Origin of the sequence: Thalassolituus sp. (assembly GCF_034111725.1) — a bacterium.
In the GTDB taxonomy this organism is placed as follows: Bacteria; Pseudomonadota; Gammaproteobacteria; order Pseudomonadales; family Oceanobacteraceae; genus Thalassolituus.
In genome coordinates this window covers 1-17,483 of the sequence record NZ_JAWUWR010000024.1, presented here as the reverse complement: position 1 = coordinate 17,483, position 17,483 = coordinate 1, and the positions used below count along the sequence as shown (strand labels likewise).

The window sequence follows — 17,483 nt, the reverse complement described above, 5'->3', positions numbered from 1 at the left end:
AATAACCGCGAATGGTACTGACCAGCTTTCATATAAGGCTGCTAAGCAAAGGAATACAACCAATAACGAGATAGCGTAGAGGATCGGCGCTTGCGCACCAGACATACGTTCTTGTAACGACATTCCCGTCCATTCAAGACTCACCCCCGATGGCAATTTCTTAACCAGTTCTTCCATCGCAGCCATTGCATCACCGGTACTCAAGCCAGGAGCCGCCTCGCCTTGTATATTCATCGATGGTAAACCGTTGTAACGCTCTAGTAACGGTGAGCCGTATTCCCAGTGAGTTGAGATAAAGGCAGAGAAAGGCACCATTTCGCCATCTTTGTTGCGTACATACCATTTATCTAGATCGCTCGGCAGCATGCGCGAAGACGCTTCACCCTGAACAAATACTTTTTTCACACGGCCATTATCTAGGAAGTCATTGACGTATGAGCCACCCCAAGCCGTACTTAAAGTAGAGTTCACATCAGCGATTTCTAAGCCCAACGATTTCACTCGCTCGTAGTCGATGTCAATTTTAAATATTGGAGCATCGTTCATGCCGTTGGGGCGAACTCTGTTAAGTCGTGCATCTTGTGCTGCCATCCCGAGCAACATATTACGTGCCAATAATAAGTTATCGTGCCCGATATTGTTACGATCTTGCAACATCACATCGAACCCTGATGCTGTGCCTAGTGCCGGAATCGGAGGTAGATTAATTGGATAAATTGTGGCGTCTTTTATTTGACTTAATGCACCCCAAGCACGACCAATCGTCGCATCTGCGGATAACCCAGGGCTCTGACGCTCATCCCAGTGTTTAAGCATCACGAAACCTAGACCCATATTCTGACCTTGGCCTGCAAAGCTAAAACCAGAGGCGGTGAAGATTGATTTAACCGCAGGATCAGCAAGGTAATGATCTTTCATTTTTATCATTACTTCGTTGGTGCGCTCAATCGTTGCGCCTTCAGGTAGTTGAACTAGGTTAAGGATAACCCCTTGGTCTTCTGTCGGTAAGAAAGACGCAGGTAAGCGAGCATAAAGAAATATTAATACCGCAACCATGCCACCGTAGACCAAGATCATACGAATTGGACGCTTTAATGTGCCATTTACAGAGCGAACATAGCCCCCCGTACCTTTATGGAAAAGGCGATTAAACCAACCAAAGAACCCACGTTGCTCACTTAACTCACCTTTGTGAGCAGGTTTTAATATGGCCGCACATAATGCTGGAGTCAGGGTCAATGCTACGAACACCGAAAGTACCATTGACGACACGATGGTGAGGGAGAACTGACGATAAATAGAACCAGTCGAGCCACTCATGAGTGCCATAGGGACGAATACGGCGGATAGCACCAGCGCAATACCAATAAGAGCTGAGGTTATTTGATCCATCGATTTACGCGTAGCTTCTTTTGGTGGTAAACCTTCTTCTTCCATCACCCGCTCAACGTTCTCAACGACAACGATGGCATCGTCAATTAATAGACCGATAGCTAATACCATGCCGAACATTGTAAGCGTGTTAATACTGTAGCCAAATACAGCCATTACTCCGAAGGTACCTAATAAGACAACCGGTACGGCAATGGTTGGAATCAAGGTCGCACGGAAGTTACCTAAAAATAAGAAAATCACCAAGAATACTAAGATCACCGCTTCAATTAGCGTATTGACCACTTCTTTAATAGAAATCTCAACGAATGGTGTCGTGTCGTAGGGATATACGACGTCAATATCGTCAGGGAAAAAAGCAGATAATTGGCTGATACGTTCTCGCACTGCTTTTGCGGTTCCAAGAGCGTTTGCGCCACTGGCGAGTTGAATCGCAACCCCTGCTGCAGGATTGCCGTTATAAAAGCCCATAACGGAATAGTTTTCCGCACCGAGTTCAATGTTGGCCACATCTTTCAGTCGGACTTGCGAGCCATCGGCATTTACTTTTAATAAGATATTTTCAAATTGATCAGCAGCTTCTAGACGTGTTTGCGCAATAATGGTTGCATTCAACTGCTGGTTCGAGGCTGCCGGTAGGCCACCGAGTTGACCCGAGGCAAATTGGTTGTTTTGCGTGCCGATAGCATTTTTAACATCAATTGGAGTAAGGCCATAACCGGTTAATTTCTCTGGTTTTAGCCAAATACGCATGGCGTATTGTGAACCAAATACACGAATATCGCCGACACCGTTAGTACGCGACAAGGGGTCTTTTATATAGCTATTGATGTAGTCAGCCAGGTCGACCCGTGTCATTTCTCCCGACTTAGAAACTAAACCGATGACCATTAAAAATGAAGTCGAAGCTTTAGTTACACTGAGACCTTGTTGCTTAACTTCTGCCGGTAATAGCGCTTCCGCCAACGACAGTTTGTTTTGTACTTGAACCTGAGCTATATCAGCATCGGTGCCGGGAGAGAAGGTTAGCGTTACCGTCGCAGTGCCGGCACTGCTGCTTTTCGACGACATATATAAGAGGTTATCAAGCCCCGTCATATTTTGTTCAATTACCTGAGTAACGCTTTGTTCTAAGGTTTGTGCAGACGCACCAGGATAAGAAGCACTGACACTTACGGCTGGAGGAGCAATGGTTGGATATTGCTGTACTGGCAGTTCCATCACCGCAGAAGCACCCGCCAACATAATCACGATGGAAATTACCCAAGCAAAAATGGGTCGGTCAATAAAAAATCTGGCCATGTTGCAGAATCCCCCTTACTTAGTTTCTTCTGGAGTCACTGTGACCCCAGGTTTTATTTTCTGCAGCCCGCTGATAACAATACGGTCGTCCACTTTTAAGCCACTTTTCACCAGCCACTTATCTCCTATTGCACGAGTGACTTCGACACCGCGGACTTCTACGACATTGTCACTGTTCACAACGTAAGTCGTGGTTGCTCCGCCAGCTTGGCGTATTACGGCTTGCTGCGGCACAAGTAGTGCATTTTCAATTAATGAACTTGGCACATTCGCGCGTACGAACATGCCTGGTAGTAGCAGGTGGTCAGCATTTTCAAACAGGGCGCGGACGTTTACGGTGCCAGTGCCAGGGTCGACATTGGCATCACTGAATTGCAGCTCACCTGTTTTTTCGACAGAAGTACCATCTTCGAGCGAAAGAGTTACCTCACGCGGTAATGATGGGTTTCTCATCAGCAAGACAGAGCTTGCCGGACGCTGAATATCAACGTAAATAGGGCTTAATTGGCGGATAATCGTTAACGCTGTCGATTGTTGTGCTGAAACCAGTGCGCCTTCAGTGATCGTTGAACGACCAATAACACCAGATATTGGCGCTGTGATTTCTGTGTAACTTAAGTTAATGCGTGCAGAGCGAACCGCAGCCTGAGCCGCTTTGACTTGAGCCTCTGTCTGTTTTGCTGTTGCTTCAGAATCATCCAGCTCTTGTTCGCTTACGGCCGAATTTTTGGACAGCTTTTTATAGCGTTCGGCGCGTAGATGAGCGCTATAAGCGTTTGCCTCGGCAACTGCGAGTTGGGCTTCTGCGCTGGCGAGTTCAGCCTCATATAAAGTCGGTTCGATTTGATAGAGCTTTTCACCGGCATTAACTGAAGCGCCTTCTTCAAAGAAGCGTTTTAGAATAATGCCACTCACTTGAGGACGAATCTCTGCCGTGCGGAAGGCGGAAACTCGTCCCGGTAGATTATCGTATAGCTTTAGAGATTCGGATTGAATGGTTACCACTCCGACTGCCGGAGGAGGCATCTGCGGACCTTCTGGCGCACTTCCCTGTTGTTCACTGCATCCCACTATAGCTAGGAGGATAGTACTAACGATAAACCCGTGACGGATGCGTGATATTAATCTTGCCATATTTTCCTCGTTGTTGTTCCGATGCTGCTTTTAAGGCCGCTCGTCGACAGCGACACAGAAAGTTTTGCCGATACAGTATTAATTACTTAGCCAAATAGCCGAGCGATTAGATAATTGAGTGTTATTTATAACGACTTAGAACCCCTCTGAATAGATCGGTCACTCGGAAAGGATTGTTAATGTAATTGGTACAATAGCTGGATGCAGCGCTGAGATTGATGACATTGTAACAAGAACGAGGTTACAACGTGGTTACTTACGCCAAGATTAGAGACGAGTATCGGCTTTTAGCCCTTTTTGCTCTATATAACCGCCAGTACTACCTTATCTGCTACTATAAAGATATTAGCAATGCTGGTTTAGGGTGATTGCTAAAAAGTGTTTGTGGGTGTCTTAGAGGCAGTTTGATGAAGCGTACAGTAGTGATGATTATTCTCGTACTGCTTATTGCTGGTGTTTGGTTCTGGCCGCATCAACAGACTGGCTTGCGTTTGATCGTCATGGCTGCGCACTCGGGATCGATGGCGGGGCGGGATGCTGCCATGGTGCAGACGCTGCGACGTACCTTGCAGCGAGTAACAGAATCCGATGTCGTGGTGGAGATGGTTGATAGTCTACTCAGTCGCGATGATATGCAATCGCGCTTTGACGAGATATTGGCGCAAGGTCCAGTTGCGGCGGTAATGGGATGTGGCGATTCTTCTTGTGTGCGCCAAGTATTGCCTGTGTTAGAAAAAAGTGATCTCGTACTTTTATATCCGGGTAGCTCGGAAGGCTTAATTAATTCCCGCCATGTTATCCACTTAGGGGTAGTGGCTAATCAATATTTGTTTCCAGCGGTTAGTTGGGTTCGGCAGAATTTAGGTGGAAGAATCCAATTCTTAGGCACTGAGTCGGCGCGCTCTGCCATGCTGCTTAGATTGATTAGCCGTCAGTTACTCGTAACTCGTGATGCGCAAATCGTTGCCTCTGATTTTATGAGTAATATCGAACAGCTCCCATCAATTATCGATAAAATCAAATATTTTAAAGCGGATGTACTTGTTACGGATGCCTGCGAGTGGATGTTTGATCGTAGCTTTAATCATGCATTGAAAAAAACAGGCGTTAAATTGTTTTCGCTATGTGTCGATCAAAATCCTCCTAATGATGTCGATATGTACTTTATTAGTCATTATTTTGAGAATCCACATAATCAAGAAATTCACCGTTTGAAAGCTGACTGGGGCGATGAGTTGGATGGTCTTATTATTTTGTCAGAGTTAAGTGCTAATTGGCTTGGTGAAGCATTTAACCGAGGTCTAACGACAGATAACCGCAGCCTGTTGGATTTTGTACTAGGACGAAATGCCCTAACCGCAGGCGGAGCTATTACCGTCGACCACGCTTTCCAAGGGACTTGGCACACCCTATATATAGCTCAGGTTCGGAATAACGAGCAGCGGTTGTTATGGATATCGAATGCCGCTATTCGTCCTGTGATGTTTCCTGGATTAGAAGCACCATCGGATTGGCAGCACAATCTTACAATCTATTGGCGTAATGCCGGTGGACTGTGGCGTGCGACAACGGTTGGGGAGCGTTAATGCTAAAACGGTTACGCCGACGGCTGCGCTCGCTTCAAGGCTACCAATTCCGCAGCATGCAAGCACGAATGCTTGCATGGATGATGTTGCTCGTACTGCTACCCGTATTGCTGCTGGTAGGTATAGGTATGACGTATGCCGAAAGTAGGCTAGCGCAAAACATGATGGATGATTTAGAGGAGCTGACCCAAAGATTGCAGCGTGAAGTGGATCTTGCTGTAGTGGCACAAGTTGAAGATGTTCGCATTTTTTCTCGCTCTCCTTACGTTCAGGGAGCAATGGTGGATTTTTCTGCGGTTTATGACGTAAAAGAACTTTACTCGATGGATTATCAAGACCAGCAGGATCGTTATTGGAGCTACCTCGCCTTTTACGCTGAGAAACACGGCTTAACTGATCTCTTATTTGTCAATTTAAAAGGTGATGTTGTTTTTTCAGCGTTGCAATCTGATCTTTATGGCGCGAATTTAACCCACGTCGATTATAGCGGAACGGCAATGCAACGTGCCTTCCAACAAGCACTTTGGCAAATGGATAGTGTTATTGAAGTAGGTATCGGTGATTCTGATGGCTTTGCGTTTATGGCATCGCCCATTTTAAATCAGCAGCTTATTGGCGTTGTTATTCTCATTCCAGACCCTAGTACTATTCGTCAGTTTTTAAGCACTACTAATGATCGTAGTAAGCAGGTTTTGAGTGTTTATCACCGAGATAGCGATGGTGGCTTTAATGAATTATTTGGCGATGGACATTTTGATCGAGGCACACTATTAAGCCGCATTTTATCATCAGCTTATTTAGGCCGCGATTTTAGTGGCAGCGTTAATGAGTGGGGAGAGAATTGGTTGATTAGTGCGCGAGCATTGCCAGCGCTTAATGCAGTTGTTTTAGTTCGTCGAGAAAAAAATATGGCGTTAGCGGCGATCACGGATTTGCAGTTTTCAGCTTTGGGAGTAACGTTGATTATTTTGCTCTTGGTATTTCTTGTTTCTCGTCATGTTTCTGGCAATCTTGTCTCTCCGTTAAAAGATTTATCTGATAACTTAGAAAAAATAGCTCGTGGTGATCGTGATGTGCGTTCACAAGTAGAAAGGCAGGATGAACTTGGCGAGCTTGCTCATCAGTTTAATGATATGGCGCAATCGTTGCGCAGTACTCAAGCGCAGCTGTTGCAATCGGAAAGGATGGCATCCATTGGGCATTTAGCGGCTGGTGTCGCCCACGAAATCAATAATCCAATGAGTGTGGTAACGTCGAATATGGATACCATGCATCAGTATTCTAAAATTTATGTGCAACTAGTTGATATGTACGATCGCTATGTAAAGGCCGCAACGGAAAATGACCGTGCTGGTTACGAAGGAATTAATCGTGAACTGGAAGAATTTCAGAAACAAGAAGACATTAACTTTGTTAACCAAGACATGAAAGAGTTACTTAATGAATCGTTAGAAGGGCTGGCGAGAGTAAAAAGCATCGTGGGTAGCTTGGGTGTTTTCTCGGAATTGGATAAATCTGAAGAACAAGTCATTGACCTCAACGAGTGCCTACAATTTGCGGTTAACCAAGTTAATTCTCCGTTAGTCGAGCGCGTAAAGGTACATTACTCCATTGATGTTAAGCAGCCTATTCGTTTTAAACATGAGCAAATGCGAAAAGCATTTACTGCCATCGCTGACAATGCGTTAAAAGCATGTGTGAACAAGGGCGATCTGCGCGTACGCGCATACCAGCGTGGGCAGAAGACTATTATTGAGTTTCAAGATAGTGGTTCGGGGATGGAACAGGAGCATTTAGCTCATATTTTTGATCCATTTTATACCACTCGCCCAGTGGGGGAGGGAGTCGGTTTAGGACTCTCGATTGCGCATTCCATTATCGAAGCGCATGGCGGTTCAATAAAGATAATGAGCAAGCTAGGGAAAGGTACAAAAGTTCAAATAGCCTTGCCATCCTACAGCGACGCGGCTTAGTTCTACTCTGGCTATGGGCATCTGATCTCAATTCCGGTAGAACCATACACTATTAGGCCTGTCTCACTGGCTACGGTGGATTTATACGCGACGGGCTTTTATAGTGGTGCCCGAAGCTGCGGACTTGTCTATCATCTATCAGTTGATCGGTATTCCCTCGGTATTCACATTCAGACCCAAGTCTTGTTTTACTCAATTTGCTAGGAAAGCACCATGTTAACTATGTTGGCGAAGCTGCTAAAAGCTCTGAATTCCGAATCTGCACCTTGGCAAATTGCCTTGGCGTTGACCTTGTCTATGATCATAGGTTTAACACCGCTATGGTCGCTGCATAATATTGTGATCTTGCTGTTGGCAATGATTATCCGCGTAAACCTCAGTGCATTTTTTCTTGGAATATTGGTGTTCACCATCCTTGGAATGGCGGTAGTCGACATATGGTCGATTCAAGTGGGTGAAGCACTTCTAACGCGTCCAGACTTACAAGCTATGTGGACCGAGCTATATGCCCAAGATATTTGGCGCATGTTGGCGTTCAATCACACGCTCACGTTGGGTGGTTTGTGTATCGCGGCTATCGCTTTCATCCCAGTATTTTTCTTATCGCTAGTGTTCGTGCGTCTTTATCGTCAGCGAGTACTTAATTGGGTGAACAAATTGAAGATCACTCAGATGTTAAAGGCCAGTAACTTTTATAGCCTTTATCAAAAGTTTGCGGAGTAAGACATGAAACAATGGATTCGTTGGTCTGGTTTATTAGGCTTTATTGCAGTTACGGCGCTGCTTGTCGTTATCTTCGTTCTAGCTTTACCATGGTTAATTAAAGGTAGTATCGAATACATAGGTACAGAGGTGGCGGGTGCTAAGGTCAGCGTGGATGACGTTGATGTTACCTTTAATCCGCTGGGTGTTACCTTAAATCGTTTGCAGGTTGCTGATGCACGCGAGCCAATGCGTAACCTAGTCGAATTTACCCAAGCCGATGCCCAACTTGAGTTAGCGCCATTACTGCTGGGTAAAGGCATTATTCGTGACCTTGGGGTGAGTCATTTACAGTTTAATACTGAGCGCACTGAAAGCGGCGCGATTGCAAAACCGACGGCTGAAGAAGTCGCCGCTGAGGCCGCTAAAAAAGCAGCGGAAGAGCCGTTGGTTAGTGTTGAGGACTTACCGAGTGCCGATGAAATTCTTGCGCGCGAACCGTTAAAAACAACGGCCGCGGGCGAAGCGATGGAGGCGACTTATAAGCAGCGCAAGGCGGACGTCGAAGCCGCTGCTGCCAGTGTACCGAGCCAAGCAGACTTGGCTAAGTATGAAGCTGAGCTGAAAGCGTTAACGAGTGGGAGCTTTTCATCGCTGGAAGATTTCAAACAGCGTAAAGCTAAGTTCGATGAACTTAAAAAACGCTTCAAGGCTGATCAAGCTGCAGTGCAGCAAGCACGTGATGTTATTCAAGCTAGCCGTAAAGATATTCAATTAGCGGCTGCTAATTTGAAAAATGCACCTGGTGAAGATCTAGCGTATTTACGTGATAAATATCAACTTAACGCCAGTGGTGCTGCCAATATCACGGGTTTACTATTTGGCGATCAAGCCGCTGAATGGGCAAGCCAAGCCTTGTATTGGTATGAACTCATCAGCCCATATTTAGCATCAGATGGTGAAGAAGAGTCGGAAGTGATTGAAGACTCACGGTTAACTGGTCGTTTTGTTCATTTTCCAAGCAATGATCCTTGGCCGGAATTTTTGATCCGCAATGCCCATATTACTGGCCCGTTTGACGGTGGTTATTTAGTGATTAACGGTCGCGATCTTACTCATCAACAAGATGTAACCCAGCGATCATCAGTATTAACAATTACGGGCGATAAGTTACAACGGGTTGGTGATCTTAATAGTGTGATTACACTTGACCATCGCCAGCAGCCAGCTACAGATAGTGCGACGTTAACCATCAGTGACTGGCGTCTTGCCCCGGTTAATTTGGGCATAGCCGGTGCTGAATTGGCATCATCGCGGGTACAAGTGAAAGCCGATGCGCAAGTTGTCGCGGGTAAACTGAATGCGACGGCGGATGCGACTGTCCGTGACGCTACGTTCAGTGGTGCAGGTAAAACAACATTCGCGCGGGAAATGAACCAAGCTCTGGCCGGTATTACTGAGTTTACGGTCAATGCGGGCGCTAAAGGCAATTTATTAACGCCAAAAATAGAATTTGGTTCAGATTTAGACAAACAGCTAAGCAAAGCCTTTAATCAACGCATACGTGCAAAACAAGACGAGCTAGAAGCGAAATTGCATACACGTCTAACAGCTCAAATTGCTCAGTACGGTGGTGATTACGCTGGCGAATTACAGCAATTGGCTGCGATGGATGGCTCAATGGGCGATCGCTTTAATGCACTTAAAGACATGGCTGGTCAGCAGCTAGAAGACTTTACTGCGCAAAAAGAACGTGAAGCTAAAGCCAAAGTCGATGCCGAAAAAGCAGCTGTTCAGGCTAAAATAGATGCCGAAAAAGCAGCTGCAAAAGCCGAAGCTGATCGCAAAAAGAAAGAAGCCGAACAACAAGCTAAAGATAAACTTAAAAAGCTATTTTAATGATTACACGACGTTTAACACCGGAAGAATTTGCCGCTACTCGCATTAATCCACAGCGAGCTAATTCAGGTCAGCCAGTGCCGCATTTATGGCAGTACGTGGAGGCTATTCCGGTTGCCGATTTCTGTGGATTTGATTGTCGCACAGGTGCTGTTACACATGTATATCGTATGAGTGACGAGTACGAACACATTCTTGTAAATAGCGAGTTTATGGGGGTTGCTATGGTGATTGTTATTGACCTTGGCCAACAAGATATCTACGGACATTTCTTGTTAGATATTAACCCACCAAATACTGATCGCCCTGAGTAGTATCGATACGCCGCTGTTATTTTGAACAGCGGCTTTTTGGGGTTTATGGGCGATTTAAAAAGCGCATCATCTGGCGATTTAGCCACGCGGGTGTGATTTGATTCAGAGCATAAAGGATCTGAAATTGTAAACTCACCGCGCGGTGGGTTTTAGGGTTCTCAATTTGCGCCAGAATGGCCGCGGTAATATCGCTGGCGTCGAGGTTTACACCTAAGCGTTGCATGATGCGCGACTCGCTGGTCTGTGACGTCACCATGTGCGTATTAACAAAAGGCGGCATGATATCGGTCACGCTAATCTTGTGATCTGCCCATTCAATATTTAACGCTTCCGTCAAGCCACGTATCGCGAACTTTGATGCTGAATAGCTCGCCATGTGTGGAACACCATAGGTTGCAGATGCTGAACTCATGTTAATGACTTGTGATCTGGGGGTATTACGTAGATATGGAAATGCGGCTTGGCAGCCGTGAATGACGCCCATGACGTTGATATCAAATATTTGTTGATGTCGCTCAGCACTGATATCTTCAAACCGATCAACCTGTAAAATACCTGCGCAGTTAAATAAGAGGTCGAGTCGTTGTTTGTTGCACTCGGCGAAGCTTTTAATGCGGTCTGTCACTTGTTGGGCATCGCGCACATCAAGTTGATAACAGTGCACCCGATTAGAGTCCCAGTGTGCACTGATTTCTTTTAATACTTCGACGTTAATGTCCGCGAGGCCAAGTGTCCAGCCATTGGCGTAGAGAGCCTCAACTGTCGACTTTCCAATACCTGATGCTGCACCGGTAACAAATGCTGTTTTTATCATTTTAGTTGTCCATATGTATTGGTTCTAACGATTTAGCTATCGTTGGCTATGATAGTCGGCGGAGTGAAATTTACGCGTCATTCGACGATAGTTAAATGTGAAGGTTGGCCAGTTGACGGTGTTTTTACCTTCATCGGTTATGTACCAGCTGTGGCAGCCTTGGTTCCATACCGTATTCTTTATCTTGGCTTGTATATTCTCGTTAAATACTCTTTGTGGCGCAGTCAACACATCAATACTACGGAAACCGCCTTTTTCTTGGTATTTGATCGCCGATAAAATGTATCGGAATTGGCTTTCTAGCATATAAATGATTGAGTTATGGCCAAGATTTGTATTTGGACCATACAGCATAAATAAATTCGGGAAACCTTGAACGTTAATGCCAAAATAGGCCTCGGCACCATTTTTCCAGACATCGTGCAACGATTCGCCGTTAGTGCCAGTAATCGTTATTGGCACTAAGAATTCGGTGGCTTTAAAGCCGGTCGCATAAATAATGACATCCACAGGATGGTGCTGGCCATTATTATCAATTATGCCGGAGTCATTAACGCTCTTGATGCCATGACTGCATAGTGAGACATTTTCACGTTTCATGGTTTCGTAGTAATTATTAGCCAGTAATATGCGCTTACAGCCCATCGGATAATTGGGTGTTAAAGCGCTGCGCAATTCTGGATCTTTAATTTGGGACTTCATGTAGCGAGCCCATTGTCCTGCCATAATTTTCATAAGATGTTCATGAAAACGAAAACCCAAAACGCGACTTTCATACTGTAAGTAGGTTTTTACGCGACTCAGTTTTTGCAGGCCCGGCACCCACTTCAATAGTGTGTGTTCCCAAGGCTTGTAAGCGCGATCAGGTTTAGGCAAAACATACGGGGCAGAGCGTTGAAATAAGGTAACCTGAGCAGCGATCTTAGTAATTTCGGGCACAAATTGAATCGCAGAGGCTCCGGTGCCGATAACGGCGACTGTTTTCCCTGTGAGATCAATATCATGACGCCATTGAGCAGAGTGGAAGTGCTCACCCTTAAAAGTATCTAGCCCTGAGATGCTTGGAATAAGAGGGCGATTAAGTTGCCCCGTTGCAGTCATCAGGTAACGAGTAGTAATTTTATTACCGTTTTCAGCCTCAATTACCCACAGCTGTTGCTGTTTGTCGAAAGCCGCTGAGCGCACGCCATGATCGAACCTGAGGTGACTTATTAGTTGATATTGCTGAGCACATTGTTGAATGTAGCTTAGAATTTCTGGTTGACGCGCAAATCGGTATTGCCAGTTTTTTTTGGGCGCAAATGAATACGAATAAAGATGCGATGGGACATCACAGGCAGCACCGGGGTAGGTGTTGTCGCGCCAGCAGCCGCCGAAATCGCTCGCCTTTTCCCATATTTGGAAATCAGACTTTCCAGATTTCTTTAATTGTATTGCCATGCCGATGCCGCCGAAGCCGGCACCAATGATTAGGCATTCAATGTGTTGCATGCGTCACCTGTTATTATCGTTATTTAAGCTAGTTGCCTATTTTGTGGCAGACGTCCGCTAGAAGCCATGTCACAATCGGACGAGTTTTTGTGATTATCGGACACGCGGAGTAGGAGCAATGGTTAATCGTTCGGTCAGCCGCAGCATTAGTAGTGTAATTCTGATTCTAGAATTTGCGCGCAAGCAGGGTATTGATCCGGAATGCTTGCTGGCGGGCACTCATTTACAGGAATTGATGCCGTTTAATCCGATACAAATGGTGAACGAGTCACAAGAACTCCGCCTGCTGGATAACTTAGCGCAGGCCGTCGATAGTCCATTTCTGGCTGGTTTTGAGTTGGGGATGCAATACCAACTCACCAGCTACGGCATCTGGGGCTTTGCTTTGCTTGCCAGTCCGAGTTTAGGCAAGGCCATTGAATTAGGATTGCGTTACGTTGATTTGACCTATTCTTTCTGCGATATCTCGCTGAGGATTGAGGGGCAGGAGGCCTCTATGGTTTATACCTCACGTCATGATGGTCTAGGCGCATTAATGGCGTTAGGTCGCGATATCGGCGCGCTACTGCTTATTCAGCGTGAAGTCTTCAATGGAGAAGTCCCTAGAGAACGTGTTGAACTAATCTCGCCTGAGCCTGATTTATCGTTAGAGCAGCGTCACGTTTTAAATGGCTTGGCACAGTGCCCTATTATATTTAGTGCAAATCGCAATGCAGTCGTTTTATCAGCTGAGATATTGGACAAACCGTTACCCCGTGCCAATGCGGTAACGTTAGCGCTGTGTGAGCAGCAATGTCGTGACTTATTGGCTACACGGCAGGAATGGCTAGGCTTTGCGGAACAGGTACGCAATGCATTACTACACTCCGGCTTAGGATCTAGTATGGAGCGGGTGGCGAGTTACTTAAATATGTCGTCCCGCACTATGCACCGTCAATTAGCGGAGGAGGGCACGCAATGGCGAGTGGTAAGAGATGACGTTCGCTTAGGGATGGCAGAGGCCTTATTGAGTGCTGGATATATTCAATTGGACGAAATTGCTGAGCGTGTCGGTTATTCAGATTTATCCAATTTTAGTCATGCATTTCGGCGTTGGAAGGGAGTGTCTCCTGCTCAATACCGGCGTCAGCAGCTTGATAAATCGCTGTGACGCCAGTTTGATCTAGCAATCAGTTCGTCGTTGGAATGGCACTTAAATCGGGGCGCGGAAACGCAGAAAGCTCGCTGCGATTTTGTTCAGCCAGAGGTGCAAGGTTTCCAATGTCACCGCCTTTGCTAAATACGGCCCAGCTATATTTCTTCTCGGTAATGGCATCATTATAAAGCGTAATAATGTCGTCGAGAGTAAGTGTTTTAACGTGTTCAGCAATCGCACTACGAGTATCAAAACTGTAACGACCAATGGTTATTTCTTGCCAAAATTGTCCGGCTTTTTCCGGCATGTTTTTAGCTTTTTCCAATAACAAGGTCACCAAACCCTCTTTAAATGCAGTAAATTCTTTAGGTGTTGTGCTGGCTAACTGAGGCGCGAAATTTTCGAAGAAAATTTGGCTTTGTTGCATGATTTCATCAGGGGTTGCGGTTGGTGATTGCACGACAAATAACAGCCCAGGAACCGTTTGCTGTGGAAATGCCGTGGCAATGACTACATAGCCGAGTTGTTGTTCTGTGCGCATGTATTGGTAATACGGGGCGCTGAGTATTTGCGTTAGCAGTGACATGCGCGCACGACTGTTATCGTCGGTTGCTTGTCCTTGAATGTATAGGCTAAAGGCATTATCTGGATGGTCTTGCTCAATGACTTGGCTGAATTGACCTGCAGGAAATTGTTTAACTTCAGGTAAAGGCAAAGTTGAGGCATTGGCAGGGAAACGCTTAGCAACGATATCGGCCATTTCTTTTGCGTCTTCTTCACTGACGTTGCCATGTACGTAAAGAATGCTGGACAAGTCGTTGCTGTAATCGTTAGCAAAGCTAATAACATCTTCGCGGTTTACACCCGCTAATGCCTCTAGCAAGTCATCTTCGTTGAAAGACGGCTCATATAACCAATGCTTGAGTTCAGCGATGGTACGTTGGAAGGGTTTGGCTTTTAGATTATTTTCTAAAGAGCGCTGCAGTGATGCGCGATAGCGATCGAATTCATCATCGCTAATGACGATGTTGTCCATTTCGCTTAAAACACGTCGCATCAGTTCAGGTAATTTATCCTGATAGCCGCCAAAGCCAATATCTAAGCCTCGATTCGTCGCGCTGAGCGAGTAATTTAAACCCGCTAACGATGCTGGATAGCTGTAGGTATTTAATGCTTCATTAATAGCGCGGGCGTACAACTTTGCCAGTACTTGTTGGCGCGCACTTTGTTGCACTGGCTCTAGTGCTAAGCGCAAAATAATTTGGCTTTTGGGTGCTTTGAATTCGTTTTCTGGATAATACCAAGCTTGTTGACCATCGTTACGTATCAGCGCCGTTGGCGTTGCGCGTTCGGTACCCGCATGCAAACTAAAATCGGTTGGTATAAAAGGATTGGCCACAGGTAAATGCAATGCATCTAAACCACTGGTTTCGATATCGAGCTTAGCGTAATCGCTAGGACGAATGCGCATTGGGGTCGCGTACCAAGGGTCAACCATATCGGTAACAACACTCGGTGCAATCAGAGTGCGCAGCATATTGTTAGCACTCAACGCATCTAAGTACGGGCGCATCTGTTCATCAGTCGGAATAAGCGCTTTGTAATTGCCGTAAATAATATCTTGAACAGGAAATAACTGCATATTAGTGCTAACGCGCACCACATAATCTGACAACTGGCCATGCTCTAAATAGCGGAAAGTCAGTTCGTTCAGTTGCTGCTGTTCTGTTTTTAAGTATTCCGGAAATGGCTTAACTTTCATTAACTCAAAATAGTGCATCAAGGCTTGAGTAATATTTTCGGTATGCAAAAGACCCAAGCGAGTAAGGCTAATTTGCACTGTTAAAGCAGATTCATTTTCTGTGCTGATCGCACGACCAGAGCTAAGTGCTTCTGCCCAGCCTTGTTGTTTTAGGTAAGCCAGTAAACTGCCTTCCCCTTCGTGGCCAATTAAATTCGACAGTAGTTGCACTGGCTTGTAATCATACAGGCTCATAACTTCTGGCATTGGGAAGGTGAACTGCAAGCGACGAATTTCTTTTACCGGCTCAATGTTCATATCGAGTGGTAATTGGCCTTCAACAAACAGAGGCTTGTGATTAATTTTTTTGGCAATTTCGCGTTTAGGAACAGCAGTGAAATGGCTACGCGCCCATTCTTCTAGCTGTTCTAACGGATAATCGCCTGCTAAAACAAGCGTCATGCGGTCAGATGAATAGTGTTCTTTATAGAAGGCGAGTAAGTCATCGCGTACTTTACTGTTGGCAGTATCTGACAGGGTATCGAGGTTGCCTGTTGAAAATTTGGCGTATGGATGCTCGGGGTTCATCGACTGCTTTTCAGCGGAAAAAATACGGCGAAAATCATCTTTTAACTTTGATTGGAACTCTGCATGAACGGCATTTTTCTCGCGATCGACATAGGCTTCATCAAAGCGTGGTGAAATAAAGAAAGGAGCAAAGCGGTCGAGCGCTCCTGCCATAGCATCGTTTTCTATTTCGTAAAAATAGGTTGTTTGGGCGTGCGCAGTAAAGGCGTTATGGCTACCGCCGTTGCGGCTAATATAGGCTTGGTATTCGCCCGGTTCTGGATACGGATCTGTCCCCAAAAATAGCATGTGCTCAAGAAAGTGAGCTAAGCCATTACGGTTATCTGGATCATCGCCACTGCCGACACTAACGGTCATTGCTGCTGCGGCTTTGTCGGTGTTCGGTGTGTTAATTAACACGACTTTGAGGCCGTTATCGAATTCTAAATAGCGGTAACTGAACGGGTCTGCTGGGCTAGTAATGATCTCACTAGAGCCAACAGATGTCAGAGTGTCGGGTTTCAACATAGAGTAACCAATGGCGGCTAATACGATTAAAAAAAAGATCCAGTAACGCGGCGATAACATGCCAGCTCCTAGTGTGCTGTTCCGTTGTATTGAATAATCGCTTGAGCATCAGCAAGCGAATGCTTGAGCGGGTCTAGTTGTTCTATTTGATGTAGACGCCCTTTAGCATCTTCCAGTTCCGTCAGTAACAAGGCAAATTGCCCTTCAAACGCTTTATCAATAACTTTGTATAGCTCTTTTACTTGATCGTTAGAGTTCGCAGCGCTTCCCCCGCGCAGAGTCTTGAGGCAAGCGAGGGCAATCTGGTGGTAGGCTTTATCTTTATTCACAGTCGGCTCCTGAGTTTAGACCGCTATCATACCCAGCCCCCTATGGGATAGCCAACCTTGGGGTAGAGGTTACCCCAATTGACTGTCAGGTCCGTACCAATGCAGCTGATTAAGATGCAGCTCATGCGACATTACGGCACCGCTGAGCCAATCGATATTGGCTTTTTGAGATGCCGCTAAGGCTTCTAATTGGTGGATGTTGCGGGCGTATATCAATACGCCGTGTTCATGCAGCTTTTGCAGCATTCGTATGCCCGGTGCGCCTATTTTGGAGTCCTGAATATTGGTGAGAAACTCAGGCGCCAGTGAAATACCGTCAATCGGTAAGTTAAGAATTTGACGAGCATTGAGAAAGCTACGACCAAAATGACTAATCAAGCGTTTGCAGCCATGGTCTAGTAGCTGTGCTTGCCAAGCTTGGGCACTTGGATCGTCGCTGATTAAATAGTCCTCATCCAAAATAATAAAGCATTGGATTGGCATCTGCTCGCGTGCGCTATTGAGTGCGGCTAAGAAATGGTCGGTACAACCGGCTGGTAAACCACTTGCATCAACAACGATGTTCAAGGTTTCGGT

13 protein-coding genes are annotated in these 17,483 nt (G+C 45.8%); 6 read left to right on the top strand and 7 right to left on the bottom strand.

The window, feature by feature from the left end:
* Both UXZ23_RS03645 and UXZ23_RS03640 read right to left on the bottom strand, forming a co-directional pair.
* A partial coding sequence (locus UXZ23_RS03645; protein ID WP_320819288.1) for an efflux RND transporter permease subunit occupies window positions 1–2,694 on the bottom strand: 2,694 nt, incomplete at its 3' end.
* A gap of 15 nt (window positions 2,695–2,709) precedes the next feature.
* On the bottom strand, window positions 2,710–3,828 hold the full coding sequence (locus tag UXZ23_RS03640; protein WP_320819287.1) for an efflux RND transporter periplasmic adaptor subunit: 1,119 nt from the start codon (window positions 3,826–3,828) through the stop codon (window positions 2,710–2,712).
* 407 nt (window positions 3,829–4,235) lie between these two features.
* Between UXZ23_RS03640 and UXZ23_RS03635 the strand changes: the two genes are divergently transcribed.
* From UXZ23_RS03635 to UXZ23_RS03615, 5 genes are all read left to right on the top strand, one after another.
* Window positions 4,236–5,414, top strand: coding sequence for a transporter substrate-binding protein (locus UXZ23_RS03635; RefSeq protein ID WP_320819286.1), 1,179 nt, complete (start codon window positions 4,236–4,238; stop codon window positions 5,412–5,414).
* The gene (locus tag UXZ23_RS03630; RefSeq protein WP_320819285.1) at window positions 5,414–7,387 is read left to right on the top strand and encodes a sensor histidine kinase; all 1,974 of its coding nucleotides are present in this window, start codon (window positions 5,414–5,416) and stop codon (window positions 7,385–7,387) included. Before UXZ23_RS03635 ends, UXZ23_RS03630 begins: the two co-directional genes overlap by 1 nt.
* 213 nt (window positions 7,388–7,600) lie before the next feature.
* Window positions 7,601–8,110 carry a TIGR03546 family protein gene (locus UXZ23_RS03625; RefSeq protein WP_320819284.1) on the top strand — a complete coding sequence of 170 codons (510 nt, stop codon included), beginning with the start codon at window positions 7,601–7,603 and terminating at the stop codon, window positions 8,108–8,110.
* Between the two features lie 3 nt (window positions 8,111–8,113).
* Window positions 8,114–9,988, top strand: a complete 1,875-nt coding sequence (locus UXZ23_RS03620; RefSeq protein WP_320819283.1) for a TIGR03545 family protein — start codon at window positions 8,114–8,116, stop codon at window positions 9,986–9,988.
* A complete protein-coding gene (locus UXZ23_RS03615) occupies window positions 9,988–10,302 on the top strand; it encodes a hypothetical protein (RefSeq protein ID WP_320819282.1) in 315 nt (104 codons plus the stop codon). The genes UXZ23_RS03620 and UXZ23_RS03615 overlap by 1 nt, the downstream gene beginning before the upstream one ends.
* Before the next feature lie 43 nt (window positions 10,303–10,345).
* Here UXZ23_RS03615 and UXZ23_RS03610 read toward each other — a convergent pair whose 3' ends face one another.
* Window positions 10,346–11,116: an SDR family oxidoreductase gene (locus UXZ23_RS03610; RefSeq protein ID WP_320819281.1), complete on the bottom strand. Its 771-nt coding sequence runs from the start codon at window positions 11,114–11,116 to the stop codon at window positions 10,346–10,348.
* Between the two features lie 36 nt (window positions 11,117–11,152).
* Window positions 11,153–12,607 (bottom strand): NAD(P)/FAD-dependent oxidoreductase, encoded by a 1,455-nt coding sequence (locus UXZ23_RS03605; RefSeq protein WP_320819280.1) that lies wholly within the window; start codon window positions 12,605–12,607, stop codon window positions 11,153–11,155.
* Window positions 12,608–12,725: 118 nt separating this feature from the next.
* Here UXZ23_RS03605 and UXZ23_RS03600 point away from each other — a divergent pair, with 118 nt between their 5' ends.
* Window positions 12,726–13,757 (top strand): AraC family transcriptional regulator, encoded by a 1,032-nt coding sequence (locus tag UXZ23_RS03600; RefSeq protein WP_320819279.1) that lies wholly within the window; start codon window positions 12,726–12,728, stop codon window positions 13,755–13,757.
* A 19-nt stretch (window positions 13,758–13,776) separates the two neighbouring features.
* On the opposite strand, the gene UXZ23_RS03595 is transcribed toward UXZ23_RS03600, so the two are convergent.
* From UXZ23_RS03595 to UXZ23_RS03585, 3 genes are all read right to left on the bottom strand, one after another.
* Window positions 13,777–16,638 carry an insulinase family protein gene (locus UXZ23_RS03595; RefSeq protein WP_320819278.1) on the bottom strand — a complete coding sequence of 954 codons (2,862 nt, stop codon included), beginning with the start codon at window positions 16,636–16,638 and terminating at the stop codon, window positions 13,777–13,779.
* Window positions 16,639–16,646: 8 nt separating this feature from the next.
* Window positions 16,647–16,907, bottom strand: coding sequence for a hypothetical protein (locus UXZ23_RS03590; protein ID WP_320819277.1), 261 nt, complete (start codon window positions 16,905–16,907; stop codon window positions 16,647–16,649).
* A 69-nt stretch (window positions 16,908–16,976) separates the two neighbouring features.
* Window positions 16,977–17,483 (bottom strand): EAL domain-containing protein (locus UXZ23_RS03585; RefSeq protein ID WP_320819276.1); only part of this gene is annotated, 507 nt, incomplete at its 5' end.

What these genes read in the sequence shown, in the direction of transcription:
- UXZ23_RS03640 (WP_320819287.1), bottom strand. Translation starts at nt 3,828, where the DNA reads ATGGCAAGATTAATATCACGCATCCGTCACGGGTTTATCGTTAGTACT.
- UXZ23_RS03635 (WP_320819286.1), top strand. Translation starts at nt 4,236, where the DNA reads ATGAAGCGTACAGTAGTGATGATTATTCTCGTACTGCTTATTGCTGGT.
- UXZ23_RS03630 (WP_320819285.1), top strand. Translation starts at nt 5,414, where the DNA reads ATGCTAAAACGGTTACGCCGACGGCTGCGCTCGCTTCAAGGCTACCAA.
- UXZ23_RS03625 (WP_320819284.1), top strand. Translation starts at nt 7,601, where the DNA reads ATGTTAACTATGTTGGCGAAGCTGCTAAAAGCTCTGAATTCCGAATCT.
- UXZ23_RS03620 (WP_320819283.1), top strand. Translation starts at nt 8,114, where the DNA reads ATGAAACAATGGATTCGTTGGTCTGGTTTATTAGGCTTTATTGCAGTT.
- UXZ23_RS03615 (WP_320819282.1), top strand. Translation starts at nt 9,988, where the DNA reads ATGATTACACGACGTTTAACACCGGAAGAATTTGCCGCTACTCGCATT.
- UXZ23_RS03610 (WP_320819281.1), bottom strand. Translation starts at nt 11,116, where the DNA reads ATGATAAAAACAGCATTTGTTACCGGTGCAGCATCAGGTATTGGAAAG.
- UXZ23_RS03605 (WP_320819280.1), bottom strand. Translation starts at nt 12,607, where the DNA reads ATGCAACACATTGAATGCCTAATCATTGGTGCCGGCTTCGGCGGCATC.
- UXZ23_RS03600 (WP_320819279.1), top strand. Translation starts at nt 12,726, where the DNA reads ATGGTTAATCGTTCGGTCAGCCGCAGCATTAGTAGTGTAATTCTGATT.
- UXZ23_RS03595 (WP_320819278.1), bottom strand. Translation starts at nt 16,638, where the DNA reads ATGTTATCGCCGCGTTACTGGATCTTTTTTTTAATCGTATTAGCCGCC.